The following is a 13,356-nucleotide window of genomic DNA, read 5'->3' on the forward strand; positions in this document are numbered from 1 at the left end:
AAGATGGATTAGATATCAGACAAGATGTGAATGCTTAAGCAGCGCGCGCACGGGTGCGAAAGAACGGCGGTGATGCACGCATGGGCCGTAGCGCTGCAAGGCAGCCAGGTGCGCGCGCGTGCCGTAGCCGGCATGCCGGTCAAAGCCATATTCAGGATACTGCGCGTGCAATTCGAGCAGCATTCGGTCGCGCGCAACCTTGGCGAGAATCGAGGCCGCCGAAATGGCGGGGATATGCGCGTCGCCGCGTACAATGGCTTGGGCGCGGATATTCAATGGTGGACACCGGTTGCCGTCAATCTGCGCCAGCGTGGGCCTAATCGCAAGCGTTTCAACCGCGCGGCGCATTGCAAGCAAAGTTGCGTTCAGAATGTTCAAACGGTCGATTTCTTCAACCGATGCACTGGCAATGCAGTACGCGCGGGCGCGCGCGCAGATCAGCTCAAAAAGCGCGGCGCGTTTTTGAGCGCTTAATGTTTTTGAATCCGCTAATCCATGAATCGGCGCGGTTTCATCCAGAATGACCGCCGCGGCGACAACTGGCCCGGCCAGCGGCCCGCGGCCTGCTTCATCGACGCCGCATTCAATATTCATCGGCGGTGTCGTGCGGCATGGATCACCTCTGCAATCGCATCCGCCGCGCGCGCCGCCGCGCCGCGCTTCAGCGTATGATGGAGCTGAGTGAAGATTTCGTTGAGCGCGCGCCGGTTTGCGTCGTTGTCCAGTTGATCGAACAGCGCATCCGCGAGCGCGTTGGGCGTTGCAGAGCGCTGCAACAATTCGGGCACGATGAAGCGCCCCGCCAGAATATTCGGCAGACCAATATACGGCAGGTACCCTTGCCGTTTCATGATCTGCGCCGTCAGCCAGGGCACCTGGTATGAAATGACCATTGGCTTTTTATAGAGCGCGGCTTCGAGCGTGGCGGTCCCGCTTGCAACGAGCGCCGCATCGCATGCTTCAAGCGCGCGATGCGAATGGCCGTCGATCAGCGAAAGCGGCAATTGTGGGTAGCGTCCGGCAAGCCGCTGCAAAGCGCCGCGTATCGCGGGCGAGGCCGCTGGCATGACAAAACGCAGTCTGCGCCCCCGCTCGTGCATACGCGCCATCGCCGCAAAAAAAACCGGCGCGATGCGCGCAATTTCGGAGTTCCGGCTGCCCGGTAAAACCGCGACGATTGCTGGTCTAGACTCCGGTAAACCTAGCGTTCGGCGTGCAGCCATCGGATCGGGTTTGAACGGAATGAGGTCCGCCAACGGATGTCCAACATAGCGATGCACAATGCCCGCACGCGCATAAATCTCCGTTTCAAATGGAAAAACGCACAACATCAAATCCGTTGCGCGTTTGATTTTATGAATGCGCGCGCCGCGCCACGCCCAGATCGACGGACTGATGAAATGCACCGTTGGAATGCCGGCGCGGCGTAGAGCGCATTCCAGGCCGAGATTGAAATCGGGCGCGTCGACGCCGACGAAAACCGAAGGCGGCGCGGCGCGTAAAGTGCGTTTAAAAGCGCGGCGGAGCCACAGGATTTCAGGCAGATGGCGCGCGGCTTCGACATAACCGCGCACGGCCAGTTTCTCGCTTGGAAAACGGGCCTGAAATCCCGCCGCCCTCATCTGCGCGCCGCCAATGCCAAAGTAGCGGCTGTCCGGCGGCAAGCGCATCGAGAGCTGCCGGATCACGGCCCCGGCGAGTAAATCGCCGCTGGTCTCGCCAGCGGCCATCGCAATTTGCAAGGCGGACATTAGAGCATTTTTCAGTCGATTTACTCAAGGAGCGAGCGCGAAGACAGTATGGGGATCGATGCGGGCGGAGCAGGTCTCCATCGCGCAGCGATGGAGGCGACCCCGCAGCGATCCCGAATACACAGAACGGCGAAGCGACACAGGGAAAATCACTGAAAAATGCTCTAATGAATAATCCCGCGCTGCGCGGATTCTATAAAATCGAGCAGCGTGCGCACCCAGGGCGCTGCCGCGCTGGATTGGCCTGCCAGTTCCGCCAGGCGCGGTTTCGCTTGATCCAGCGGCAGGCCGGATTTATAGAGAATTCGATACGCCGCGCGTAAAGCGCTGATGACTTCGGTGGCAAAACCGCGCCGGCGCAGCCCTTCAATATGAATTCCATAGGGCGCCGCCCGATGCCCGGATGCAATCACAAAAGGCGGGACATCCTGCGCAAGCGAGGATGCGCCGCCGAGCATCGCATGCGTGCCAATGCGCACATGTTGATGCACTCCGGTCATGCCGCCCAGAATGGCCCAGTCGTGCACTTGCACATGACCCGCAATCTGTGCATTGTTGGCCAGGACTGTATGGCTGCCAATGAGGCAATCATGCGCAATATGCACATATGCCATGATCCAGTTGTCATGCCCGACGCGCGTGAGGCCCGCGCCCTGCGCCGTACCGGTATGGATGCTGGTGAATTCTCGAATCGTATTGCGGTCGCCGATTTCAAGCCGCGTCTCTTCGCCCTGATATTTCATATCCTGCGGCAGTCCTCCGAGCGCGGCAAAATGACCAATCCGGTTAGAGCTGCCAATCGTGGTATGACCTTCAATCACGCTATGCGCGCCCACCGTTGTGTGCGCGCCGATGCGCACATGCGGGCCAATCACTGCGTATGGCCCGATGACCACCGTTGAATCCAGTTGCGCATTGCAGTCGATGATCGCACTGGCATGGATGTGCGTCATCCTCTGTCCTGTTCCGCCGGGCGAGCGGTGCACATCAGTTCGGCCTGAGCGGCAACTGTGCCTTCCACTTCAGCGCTGGCGCTGAATTTCCAGATTTCGCGCCGCGTCCGTTCATGATGCACGTTCAAAATCAGTGTGTCGCCCGGCGCAACCGGCCGTTTGAAGCGCGCCTTGTCAATGCCTGCGAGGTAATACAGAGATTGCTCAGAGACCTGTTTGGAGCCGCAAAAGGTCAGCAGCGCGGCGGCTTGTGCGAGCGCTTCAATGATGAGCACGCCTGGCATCACCGGGCGCTGCGGGAAGTGGCCGCTGAAATACGGCTCATTGATTGATACATTCTTCAATGCTTTAATTCTTCGGCGCGGCTCAAGCTCAAGTACGCGATCGACCAGCAAAATAGGATAGCGGTGCGGCAGAAGCGCGAGAATTTTGTGGATATCAAGCGCAGTTGCAGAAGTATTCATGGATGATCGCGGCTTTAAGCGGAAAATACGGTCGCTTCGAGTTGCTTGATCCGCGCGCGCAAGGTGTCGAGCTTGTGCATTAAAGTGGCATTGCGATTCCAGTCTGAACGAGGTATCGCTGGAAATGCGCTGCTATAGAAGCCTGCTTTGGGAAGCGACTTGGTGACGAGGGATTTGGCCGCCACACTCACCCGGTCGCCCAATATCAAGTGACCGATAATACCGGCTGCGCCGCCGATCATGCAATGACGACCGATCGTCGTACTGCCCGCAATGCCCACGCAGCCGGCAATGACCGTATAGGCGCCGATCCGGCAGTTATGCGCAATCTGCACCAGATTATCGATCTTGACGCTGCGCTCAATCACCGTATCCGCCATTGTGCCGCGGTCAATCGTCGTGTTTGCGCCGATTTCAACATCATCGCCGATCACGACCGCGCCCGTCTGGACAATTTTGACCCATTCGCCGCTCCGGTCATGAGGATGATTTTCATCGCCAAAGTCCGGCGCAAAGCCAAAACCATCTGAACCAATCACTGCGCCTGCATGCGCAATCACGCGCGCGCCAAGCGTGCAGCCATGATAAACCGTCACATGCGGATACAGATGCGATGCCTCGCCGACCGTTGCCCCTTTCCCGATAAACACATGCGCATCAAGACGCGCGCGTTCGCCAACGACCGCATTCGCTTCAATGACAGTATATGGGCCAATGGATGCGCTCGGTGCAAGCCGCGCTGATGGATCGATGAATGCGCTTGGATGCACGCCTGCGGGCGGCGGTTTGTCTACGCTTTCAGCAAAATACTGCGCAATGCGCGCAAAAGTGGCGTAAGGATTGGGGACGATAAAAAAAGCGCAGAATGCCTTTGAATTGATTTTGGCAAAATAATCCTCTGTGATCAACACAGCGGCGGCGCGGGTGGAGACCACCTGCGTGAGATATTTGGGATTGGCCAAAAAAGCCAACTGGCGCGGCCCGGCGCCGTCAAGCGGCGCAAGCCCCTCAATCTGACGCTCGCCATCGCCGGCAATGCGGCCGCTAAAACGCTGCGCCAATTGATTGAGTGTGAAGCTCATGGCCGGGCGTTGATTTTTTGTGCAAAACCAGGCTCAGCCAATGCTTTCAAAACTTGATCTGTAATATCAATGCGCGGGTTGAAATATACGGCCTCCTGGACAATTAAATCGTACTGGTCAGCCTGCGCGATTTTCTGAATCACGCGATTTGCATCGTCCACGACGGCCGCGATTTTTTCATTGCGGCGTTGATTGAACGCTTCGTTGAATTCGTGCTGTTTGCGCTGGAAATCCGCATTCAGTTGCGCCAGTTCGGTTTGCATTGCACTGCGTTTGACATCGGGCAGATCGTCTCCTTTCTTGTTGAGCTTTTCAGTGATCGACTGGACGCGTTGCGCAATCTTGCGCAGTTCGTGGTCGCGCCCGGAAAACTCCTGTTCAAGCTGCTGCTGCGCTTGCTGGATAGCGGCTGATTCGCGCAGAATCCGGTCCGAATCAACTACGGCAATCCGCGCCAATGGCTTGGCTTCGGAAAATGCGGCAGGTGAATGGCTAAAGAACAAGCCCAAAAGAACCAGGCGCAGACAATAGGATTGAGAAATGCGGTTCATCCATCTATTCACTTTGATACCGACGGTCTATCAGAAAGACGTTCCTATTGTAAATTCAAATCTTCGATACGCATCCCCGGCTTTTTTTACAATGGGAAAGCCCCAGCTAAATTTGAGCGGGCCGATTGGCGATATCCATGTGAGTCCCAGACCATAGGAATAACGTATATCGCTTAAACGGGGGGTTTGTTTCTCATCCCATACATTGCCGGCATCCACAAAGGCGAAAACGCGCAGCATGCGGTCAAAGCCAGTTTTTGGCAGCGGAACGCTGATTTCCGCATTCACCAGCGCGCTTTTTGCGCCGCCAATGGCGACCTGAGCGTCTTCATCCTTGGGGCCGAGCGAAGCCGGTTCATAGCCGCGCACCGAGCCAATTCCGCCCGCGTAGTAATTTTTGAAAATGGGGAACGGTTTACCGGACAGGCCGCGTCCGTAACCCAATTCGCCATTCAAGCCCAGCACGAACCCGCGCGCGAATGAATAATAGTACTGTTGCTGAAGATCGATCTTATAGTACTTGGTGCTGGCAATAGGCAGGCCCAGCTCAAAATTGGCCCGCGTCAGAGTGCCGCGGCTTGGAACGGTAGGATGATCGCGTGCATCGCGCGCCCAGCCAATCGTTAAGGGCGCGCTGTTGACCACTCTGCCGAATTCTTGAATGTACTCCTGATAGCGCTTCGGCGCCTGTTCATACGCCTTGAAGCGATTCTGTTCAAAACCCAGGCCGAAATAGACTTTATCGACTTCGGAGAATGGGATGCCAAAGCGCAGTCTGCCGCCGATCCGGTTGATGGTGAAGTCTTCCGCTCCTGCGCCTGCGGATACAAGCGGCTTTTGCGTATCGTAGTAAGCGCTCGTGAGCTGTTCAACGCCGTCGGGCGTGAAATACGGATTGAGGTGTACGATTGAAAAGGCGCGCGCGGCGCGCGAGGTATCCACTTTAAGGGAGAGGTCGGTGCCGCTGCCAAAGATATTATTCTGGGACAGGCTGCCGCCGAGCATAAGCTTTTCCGTGGAAGAAAAGCCCGCGTAGAGGTTGACAAAGCCCAATCTCTTCTCAGAGACATTGACATTGATATCCACTTGATCGTCAACGCCCGCGACTGGCGCATAATCAATATTAACGCCGTTGAAATAGTCGAGGCGCTCAAGCCGGGCCTTGGAAAGCGCAAGGCGCTGACCATCAAACCATGCGCCTTCAAACTGGCGCATTTCGCGCCGGATGACTTCATCGCGCGTTTGACGATTCCCTGCGATATTCACGCGCCGGACGGCGACGCGCTGGCCAGGCGCAATATTCAGCGTCAATGCAACCGTATGCTGTTTCGGATCCATTGCGGGCTGCTCGCTCACGGTCGCAAACGCAAAGCCGTATTCAGCCAGTTTGTCCTTGATCGCTTGTGCAGACGCGCGTAATTTCGACTCTGAATAGCGCTCGCCGGGCTTTAGCGTCAGCAGTTTCTGCAATTCGCGTTTTTTATCGAGCAGCTCGCCCGTGAGCAGTATGCTCGATACCGTATACGGTTCGCCTTCATGCAGGCTGATGTTTAAATAGGCGTCTTTCTTGTCTGGAGAGAGCGAAACTTGCGCCGATTCGATATTGAATTCCAGATAGCCACGGTTCAGATAATACGCGCGAATATTGCCAAGATCGACGGCGAATTTCTCCTGTCCATAGGCGTCATTTCTGGTATACCAGGAGAACCAGTCCGGCGTTGACAGGCGCATTTCGCCTTTCAATGTACGGGTTTTGACTGCCTTATTGCCAATGAAATTGACTTGCCGTATGCGCGCGCGTTCCCCTTCAATGGCTGAAAACAGCAGCGCGACACGGTTGCGGTCGATGGGAGTAACCGTCGTCGTCACTTCCGCGCCATAGTAACCCAGAGTCAGATACTCCTCTTTGAGCCTCTGTTCGGCTTTACTGACGATATTTTTATCGTAATAATGGCCGGGCGTTAGTCCAAGCGCCTGCAAATTTTCATTCAGCTTATTTTTATCCACCGCACGGATGCCGCTCAAGTCAACCGATGTAATCATTGGGCGTTCCAGCACCTGAACCACGACCAGATCGCCTTGCGCTGCCACGCGCACATCATTAAAAAAACCGGTGGCGTAAAGCGTGCGAATGACTTCGGTCGCTTTATCTTCATTGAAGATTTCACCCGGCCTAAGCGGCAGATAGGCGAATACCGTACTGGCCTCGATGCGCTCTAACCCTTCGACGCGAATATCCCGAACCGTAAATGATGCACTTGCGTGCGCGATAGCGTTATACGCGGCGAGTAATGCCGCTGCGAGCGTTTTGAGAGCAAAGCGATGCGCTTGAAACAACGTGATTCCCCGCGGTTAAATTGGGTAGTAAAATTCCGCCGCATCATACAATAAGATAAAGGTATAACCCATCTTACGCAGAGCGGCAGTATGGTAAAGTGAGTCAAGAATGGACCGCTGACCAGGCCACACAGGACAAAGATGAAAACAGACAACGAACGGCGATTGCGGAAAAATTTGCTCGGTATATTGCTATTGCTTCCGTATATCGCACTGTTGTGGCTGCCATTTTACAACCGTCAATATCCCGCCTTATTCGGTTTTCCCTTCTTTTACTGGTATCAGCTCCTTTGGGTGCCTTTAACGTCGCTGCTGTTATATCTCCTTTATAGGAAAGGGAAAGCGCAATGAAGGCGGATGCCTTAGACCTTCCGGCGATTGCGGTGTTTATCGCCTTCTTTGCCTTGGTGACCGTGCTTGGCTTTATTGCGTCCCGTTGGAAAGCGGGCGATCTGCTGCATCTGCATGAATGGGGGCTAGGCGGGCGGCGGTTTGGCGTTGCCGTGAGCTGGTTTTTAATCGGCGGCGATTTTTATACGGCCTATACCGTGATTGCGGTGCCGGCGCTAGTGTACTCGGTGGGCGCCTATGGCTTTTTTGCGCTGCCCTTTACGATCATCGTCTATCCCTTCATCTTTCTTGTGATGCCGAAACTGTGGACCGCTTGCCATCGCGGCGCGCATGTGACGGCGGCTGATTTTGTGCAAAGCGTCTATGGCGGCAGATGGTTCGTGGCTGCGATCGCCGCGACCGGCATTATCGCGACCATGCCCTATATCGCGTTGCAGTTGGTCGGTATGCAAGTGGTTATTCAAAGTCTGGGCATACACGGCGAGCTGCCGCTGATCGCCGCCTTTCTGATTCTCGCCGCTTACACCTATACCAGCGGGCTGCGCGCGCCAGCCATGATTGCTTTTGTCAAGGACATCATGATCTATATCGTTGTGATCGTCACTGTTGCGGTCATTCCCGTCAAACTGGGCGGTTATGGCGCAGTCTTTGAGGCGGCCGACCGCGCTTTTTCTCTCAAAGGCGGCACGACTGGAATTATTTTGCATCCGTCCCAGTTTTCCGCCTATGCGACGCTCGCGCTTGGTTCCGCGCTCGCCGCTTTTATGTATCCGCACACCATGACCGGCGTGCTCAGCGCAAACAGCGCCGATACCGTCAAAAAGAACGCGGTGTTTTTGCCCGCTTATACGCTGCTGCTTGGTCTGATTGCGCTGCTTGGGTTGATGGCGATTGCCGCGGGCATTCAGCCTGAGGCGAGTTCAGACGTGGTGCCCGCGCTGATCAGGCGACTCTTTCCTTCCTGGTTCCTCGGTTTTTCCGCCGCCGCAATCGCGATTAGCGCGCTTGTGCCGGCGGCAGTGATGTCGATTGGCGCGGCCAATCTGTTTACGCGTAATTTATACAAACCCTTTGTGTCCCAAAGAGTGACTCCGGCGCACGAGACGAAAAATGCAAAACTGGCGTCGTTGCTGGTCAAATTCGGCGCATTGACATTTATTATCTTCCTGCCTACCGAATATGCAATCGATTTGCAATTGCTCGGCGGCATCTGGATTTTGCAGATTTTTCCGGCCATTGTTTTCACGCTCTATACGCGCCGTCTAAAATTACCCGCGCTCTTTACCGGCTGGTTCGCTGGCATCGTCTCAGGGACGGCGTTAAGCGCGGCGCAAGGCTTAAAGCCCGTTTATACGCTGAATTTCGGCGGCGCGCACTATCCTATCTACATTGGATTAATCGCGCTGCTGATGAACATCGCGATCACCTTTGCGCTTTCCGTCGCGTTGCCGAGCAACCTTTTGAAAAAGCGGAATAATGAAACAATACGTTTCCCTTTCTCCGTTGGAGGCACAAAATGAATAATTTTCAGCATTTTTTCGGCCATGAAAGCATAAGCTGCATGGGAGATTTCTTATCTAAGTTTTTAGAGAGCTACCCTCACTCAAGTTTTGTAAGAGACGCGCGCACCAGAAAACATCTGCTGGCAAACCATTATGAGGTGGTCATGAGTGGATGGACTCCATTCATGATTTAATCGGCATCACTGCGCGTGAGCTTTGGGTGAACGATGTGCTTCATAGAAAGGAGAGATTACATCTGGATGACGCCGTAATATGTGCAGAGCGCAATGGTGTGAAACGGAACGAGGAATTTGAAAATCGATTATTACTCGCACAACGCCCTGTCAGTTTTAATTGTTTATACATTCTCGTGAATGGTCTGATTGATCTTTCTGCTGTCACCAAAATTCCTATTTCAAGCGCAGATAACAGAAAAATCATCGCATTTCTTACTTTTTATCAGGATTTGACCCCGCAATTGCCTTTGGGTCGATTGTTTGGTCTCTATCAGATATCCTTCCCTAACTCCAAACAGAAGGCTATTCAGCATTTGTTACGGCATCTGAGACTGGAGAGCTATTTCAATCCTCTTGGCCCACCTACATCCAAGGAGATGCAGATTTTACTTGCCATGTGCGAAGCTTCTCAATGTAAAGTGCTTGCTCAACAGTTTGAGGTGTCCGTTCCAACCATGAGTAATCACATCACCCATATTCGGGAAAAAATAATCCCCCCGTTTACCCTCCGCCATGTGCTATCCAAATTGCGCGCATGGGGTAAATACTCCATATTAAATATATAGGCAATTTAGAGCAGCATTTGCTGAAACAGGGTAAGCCCTCAGAGATTAATCAGAAACCGGTCGGCACCGGCCCGTTTATTTTCCGAAAATATGAGAAAGATTCGGCCATTATGTTTGACGGCAATCCGGAGTACTGGAAGCCTGAGGATGTGCGCTTATCCAGGCTGATATTTGCCATTGCGCCGGATGCCGCCCCAACACTCGGCTTATGACAGAAGTTTGAAAGACGCGCCGCGTGATTTGAAACAAGCGAAGAAATGATTGGCGCAGGCGGGTTATCCAGACGGATTCTCCCTTTCACTGTGGGCGATGTCAGTACAGCGGCCCTCTAATCCGAACGCTCGCTTGATGGCTCAAATTAAAAGCGCAGAAAATCTTTAAACGCGGGCAGCCGCTTACGCCCATCGTCTATGCGACTGATTACCAAGTCATCAACAAGCGCGTGACGGGCTTCAAAATCAATCCGTTCGGCGCGACGATTTTTTCTAGAGTCGGGTTAAGGGAATAGGGTAGACACAACCTCTTGCGCAAGCCGCCGCGCGCGCGCGTCTACGGTGAATATCTCTTCCAGCGTATGCGCCGCGCCCGGTTCAAAGCGTTCAAGCACCCGCTCAATCACTGCCGTAATTTCCGTGAAGCGGGCGCGGCCGCGCAAAAAGGCATCTACCGCGATTTCATTGGCTGCATTGAGCGCCGCGCTTGCCGTCCCGCCCTGCCGCAAAGCTTCAAACGCAAGATTCAGCGCCGGGAAGCGGACTGGATCGACGCGCTCGAAATTCAGTTCCGCAACGCTGCTCAGATCAAGCTTTGCCACGCCCGACGCAATGCGCTGCGGCCAAGCCAGTGCATGCGCAATCGGCGTGCGCATATCCGGGTAACTCATTTGCGCCAGCATCGATCCATCCGCATAACGCACCATTGAGTGAACGATGCTTTGCGGATGAATCAGTACTTCGATCGCGTGCGCCGGCATATTGAACAGCCAGTGCGCTTCAATGACTTCAAGCGCTTTATTCATCATCGTCGCCGAGTCCACTGAGACTTTGCGGCCCATTGACCAGTTGGGATGCGCGCAGGCTTCAGCGGGCGTGACATCGGCAAGAGATGCCGCATCGCGCGTGAGGAACGGCCCGCCGGATGCGGTCAGAATAATTTGCTCCGCTTTTCCGTGCGTTGCTAGACATTGATAAATCGCGTTGTGTTCGCTATCAATCGGCAGCAATATGGCGTGATGACGGCGGACCGCGTCCATCAGCAGCGCGCCGGACATCACAAGCGCTTCCTTGTTGGCCAGCAGAAGCCGTTTACCGGCGCGCGCCGCCGCAAGCGTAGGCGCAAGCCCAGCCGCGCCGACGATGGCCGCGATGACGGTATCGCAACCGGAATCGGCGGCGAGCGCGGCGAGTGCGGCCTCGCCACATAACGCTTGAGTACGCAGGCCGGCGCGCGCCAGTCTCGTTTTAAGTTGGGCGGCATCGGCGGCGCTTCCGATCACCGCGTACTCAGGGGCAAATTGCAGACATTGCTCAGCCAGGCGCTTCAGATTGCGATGCGCGCAGAGCGCAAAGACAGAAAACCGTTCTGGATGGCGCGCGACAACATCCAATGCGCTCACGCCGATAGAACCGGTCGAGCCCAGAATGGTTAAACGTTGCTGCATTGGAGGCGGATTACCTTCCATGAACAAGCCACATGGCGAACGGCAATACTGGCAGCAGCGCGTCGATGCGGTCCAGCACGCCGCCGTGACCGGGCAATAGCGCGCTTGAGTCCTTGACGCCCGCCTGACGCTTCAACAGCGACTCAAACAGGTCTCCGACAATGCTCAGGATACATAAGGCAGAAAGCGCAGCACAAGCGCCCCATAGACCCAGGCGCTCAAGCGCGCCCGTCAGCAGCGAGGGCTCAAAGTCCTGCAATGCAAACGCGGCGGCCAGCGCGAGCAGTATCCCCCCAAGCGCGCCCTCCCAGCTTTTTCCGGGACTGATGGAAGGCGCGAGTTTATGTCTGCCAAACCGCCTGCCTGCAATATACGCGCCGCTATCCGCGGCCCACACAAATAACAGGATCGAGAATGCAAATCGCGGACTGAACGTGCGCGCATCCAGCAACGCATATCCGCTTACCATCAGAATCAACGGGCCGGCGGCGAGTAACAACAGGCGCCATCGGCGGGAATACCTGGTTTTGGGGAGAAAAATGAGGGCCAAAGGCGCAATGCCAAGCCAGAAAACAGTGGCAGTCAGATACAGGGTATGCGTGGCGCTTTGTCCTGAATGGCGCAATAAGAAAAACAGGAGACCAATGCCGAACGCATAACTCACACAATACTTGTTTTTCAACGCGAGCAGCCGCGCCCATTCCCATGCGGCGCATCCCATGATCGCTGCGATTAACAGACAAAACGCTACAGGCCGCGCGAAAAAGAGCGCGGGTATAAATACGGCGAATAGCGCGCCGCCAGTGATCAGGCGTGTTTTGAACATCTAGGGCCTGTTTTCAATTAAAACGTGTGCGCGTTGCGCCGATATGAGAGGCTCGCAAGGAATGTGACGAAGCGAATATTCAATATATTCGCAAAGCGCATGACGCCGCGAGCCTCTCATATCGGCAGCAACCCCAATTTTGAACCTGATTTTACGGGCACAGGTGAATCCGATCACAGGGCGGTGTTGGTCGGCGCTTGTTTGGGTTGACCAAACGACGCGCCGCCCGCCTTGCCCTGCAACCGGATTCACCTGTTCGCGCGCATGTTTTAATTGGAAACAGGCCCTAAACAGCTTTGGCGGAATACGCAGGCGCTTCGCGCTGCGCGCTGATTGAACCGAAGCGGCGTTCGCGGCTCCTGTACCAGTGCAGCGCATGCGCGAACGCTTCAGCGTTGAAATCCGGCCAGAAAGTATCCGTAAAATAAAGTTCGGTATACGCCAGTTGCCATAGCAGAAAATTGCTGATGCGCTGCTCGCCGCCGGTTCGGATCAACAGGTCTGGTTCGGGCGCGTAGGCAATCGCCAAATATTTTGCAATATCCGCTTCGTTGAGCGCGCTAAGCGAGATTGGGCGGCCCGCGTTGAGCGCATTGGATGCGCATCTGCGCGCGGCCTGGAGGATATCCCAGCGTCCGCCGTAATTGGCTGCAACCGTCAGCGTCATACGCGTATTGTGCGCGGTTTTTGCTTCGGCGCGCTGTATTTGGCGCTGCAGCGATGGCTCGAATCGCGTCAAATCGCCAATGACGCGCAATCGAATCCCGTTTTCATGCAGTTGGCCAATTTCGCGTTCGAGCGCATTGGTGAACAGGCGCATCAAAAATGCCACTTCTTCCTTGGGACGGCGCCAGTTTTCCGAACTGAACGCGAACAGGGTGAGATAGGCAATGCCGCGCTCCGCGCACGCTCTGGCGATGTCCCGCACGACCTCAACGCCTTTGCGATGTCCCGCAATGCGTGGTAATCCCTTCTGTATGGCCCATCGCCCATTGCCATCCATCACGATGGCGATATGCTGCGGAATATGTATTGTGGCTTGCATCAAGGCGGAGAAGGCAGAGAAGGGCGCGACCG

General features: G+C 55.2%; 12 protein-coding genes and 2 pseudogenes. 4 read left to right on the forward strand and 10 right to left on the reverse strand.

The window, feature by feature from the left end:
* Positions 1 to 15: 15 nt before the first annotated feature.
* The 7 genes and pseudogenes from rnhB to bamA form a co-directional block, all read right to left on the reverse strand.
* On the reverse strand, positions 16 to 780 hold the full coding sequence (gene rnhB / locus CAGGBEG34_RS04940; RefSeq protein ID WP_420885886.1) for a ribonuclease HII: 765 nt from the start codon (positions 778 to 780) through the stop codon (positions 16 to 18).
* A pseudogene (lpxB, locus tag CAGGBEG34_RS04945) lies at positions 684 to 1,751 on the reverse strand (lipid-A-disaccharide synthase); the annotation flags it as partial. The gene rnhB and the pseudogene lpxB, both read right to left, overlap by 97 nt.
* A 164-nt stretch (positions 1,752 to 1,915) precedes the next feature.
* On the reverse strand, positions 1,916 to 2,704 hold the full coding sequence (gene lpxA / locus CAGGBEG34_RS04950) for an acyl-ACP--UDP-N-acetylglucosamine O-acyltransferase (RefSeq protein ID WP_006682726.1): 789 nt from the start codon (positions 2,702 to 2,704) through the stop codon (positions 1,916 to 1,918).
* Positions 2,701 to 3,168 carry a 3-hydroxyacyl-ACP dehydratase FabZ gene (fabZ, locus tag CAGGBEG34_RS04955; protein WP_006682727.1) on the reverse strand — a complete coding sequence of 156 codons (468 nt, stop codon included), beginning with the start codon at positions 3,166 to 3,168 and terminating at the stop codon, positions 2,701 to 2,703. Before fabZ ends, lpxA begins: the two co-directional genes overlap by 4 nt.
* 14 nt (positions 3,169 to 3,182) lie before the next feature.
* On the reverse strand, positions 3,183 to 4,250 hold the full coding sequence (lpxD, locus tag CAGGBEG34_RS04960) for a UDP-3-O-(3-hydroxymyristoyl)glucosamine N-acyltransferase (RefSeq protein WP_006682728.1): 1,068 nt from the start codon (positions 4,248 to 4,250) through the stop codon (positions 3,183 to 3,185).
* The gene (locus CAGGBEG34_RS04965) at positions 4,247 to 4,801 is read right to left on the reverse strand and encodes an OmpH/Skp family outer membrane protein (protein ID WP_081463752.1); all 555 of its coding nucleotides are present in this window, start codon (positions 4,799 to 4,801) and stop codon (positions 4,247 to 4,249) included. The genes lpxD and CAGGBEG34_RS04965 overlap by 4 nt, the downstream gene beginning before the upstream one ends.
* 30 nt (positions 4,802 to 4,831) lie before the next feature.
* Positions 4,832 to 7,138 carry an outer membrane protein assembly factor BamA gene (gene bamA / locus CAGGBEG34_RS04970; protein ID WP_006682730.1) on the reverse strand — a complete coding sequence of 769 codons (2,307 nt, stop codon included), beginning with the start codon at positions 7,136 to 7,138 and terminating at the stop codon, positions 4,832 to 4,834.
* A 141-nt stretch (positions 7,139 to 7,279) separates the two neighbouring features.
* Between bamA and CAGGBEG34_RS04975 the strand changes: the two genes are divergently transcribed.
* The 4 genes and pseudogenes from CAGGBEG34_RS04975 to CAGGBEG34_RS10100 form a co-directional block, all read left to right on the forward strand.
* A complete protein-coding gene (locus CAGGBEG34_RS04975; protein ID WP_042688151.1) occupies positions 7,280 to 7,489 on the forward strand; it encodes a DUF3311 domain-containing protein in 210 nt (69 codons plus the stop codon).
* Positions 7,486 to 9,009, forward strand: coding sequence for a monocarboxylate uptake permease MctP (mctP, locus tag CAGGBEG34_RS04980; protein ID WP_006682731.1), 1,524 nt, complete (start codon positions 7,486 to 7,488; stop codon positions 9,007 to 9,009). The genes CAGGBEG34_RS04975 and mctP overlap by 4 nt, the downstream gene beginning before the upstream one ends.
* A 154-nt stretch (positions 9,010 to 9,163) precedes the next feature.
* Complete coding sequence (locus CAGGBEG34_RS04985; RefSeq protein ID WP_042688152.1) at positions 9,164 to 9,793, forward strand: hypothetical protein; 630 nt, start codon at positions 9,164 to 9,166, stop codon at positions 9,791 to 9,793.
* A 17-nt stretch (positions 9,794 to 9,810) separates the two neighbouring features.
* Positions 9,811 to 10,301, forward strand: a pseudogene (locus CAGGBEG34_RS10100) (ABC transporter substrate-binding protein); the annotation flags it as partial.
* Here the strand turns inward: CAGGBEG34_RS10100 and ispC are convergent.
* The 3 genes from ispC to uppS all read right to left on the reverse strand — a co-directional run bounded on the left by ispC (position 10,290) and on the right by uppS (position 13,324).
* Positions 10,290 to 11,453 carry a 1-deoxy-D-xylulose-5-phosphate reductoisomerase gene (gene ispC, locus CAGGBEG34_RS04995; RefSeq protein ID WP_006682732.1) on the reverse strand — a complete coding sequence of 388 codons (1,164 nt, stop codon included), beginning with the start codon at positions 11,451 to 11,453 and terminating at the stop codon, positions 10,290 to 10,292. The pseudogene CAGGBEG34_RS10100 and the gene ispC sit on opposite strands and share 12 nt — an antisense overlap.
* 10 nt (positions 11,454 to 11,463) lie before the next feature.
* Positions 11,464 to 12,279, reverse strand: coding sequence for a phosphatidate cytidylyltransferase (locus CAGGBEG34_RS05000; protein WP_006682733.1), 816 nt, complete (start codon positions 12,277 to 12,279; stop codon positions 11,464 to 11,466).
* 286 nt (positions 12,280 to 12,565) lie between these two features.
* Positions 12,566 to 13,324, reverse strand: a complete 759-nt coding sequence (gene uppS / locus CAGGBEG34_RS05010) for a polyprenyl diphosphate synthase (RefSeq protein ID WP_006682734.1) — start codon at positions 13,322 to 13,324, stop codon at positions 12,566 to 12,568.
* Positions 13,325 to 13,356: the final 32 nt, after the last annotated feature.

The organism is Candidatus Glomeribacter gigasporarum BEG34 (genome assembly GCF_000227585.1).
Lineage (GTDB): Bacteria > Pseudomonadota > Gammaproteobacteria > Burkholderiales > Burkholderiaceae > Glomeribacter > Glomeribacter gigasporarum_B.

Bases quoted from the DNA above. Each gene is read 5' to 3' on its own strand.
- CAGGBEG34_RS04965 (WP_081463752.1), bottom strand. From the start codon at position 4,801: ATGAACCGCATTTCTCAATCCTATTGTCTGCGCCTGGTTCTTTTGGGC.
- fabZ (WP_006682727.1), bottom strand. From the start codon at position 3,168: ATGAATACTTCTGCAACTGCGCTTGATATCCACAAAATTCTCGCGCTT.
- ispC (WP_006682732.1), bottom strand. From the start codon at position 11,453: ATGCAGCAACGTTTAACCATTCTGGGCTCGACCGGTTCTATCGGCGTG.
- CAGGBEG34_RS04985 (WP_042688152.1), top strand. From the start codon at position 9,164: ATGGACTCCATTCATGATTTAATCGGCATCACTGCGCGTGAGCTTTGG.
- lpxD (WP_006682728.1), bottom strand. From the start codon at position 4,250: ATGAGCTTCACACTCAATCAATTGGCGCAGCGTTTTAGCGGCCGCATT.
- CAGGBEG34_RS04975 (WP_042688151.1), top strand. From the start codon at position 7,280: ATGAAAACAGACAACGAACGGCGATTGCGGAAAAATTTGCTCGGTATA.
- mctP (WP_006682731.1), top strand. From the start codon at position 7,486: ATGAAGGCGGATGCCTTAGACCTTCCGGCGATTGCGGTGTTTATCGCC.
- lpxA (WP_006682726.1), bottom strand. From the start codon at position 2,704: ATGACGCACATCCATGCCAGTGCGATCATCGACTGCAATGCGCAACTG.
- CAGGBEG34_RS05000 (WP_006682733.1), bottom strand. From the start codon at position 12,279: ATGTTCAAAACACGCCTGATCACTGGCGGCGCGCTATTCGCCGTATTT.
- uppS (WP_006682734.1), bottom strand. From the start codon at position 13,324: ATGCAAGCCACAATACATATTCCGCAGCATATCGCCATCGTGATGGAT.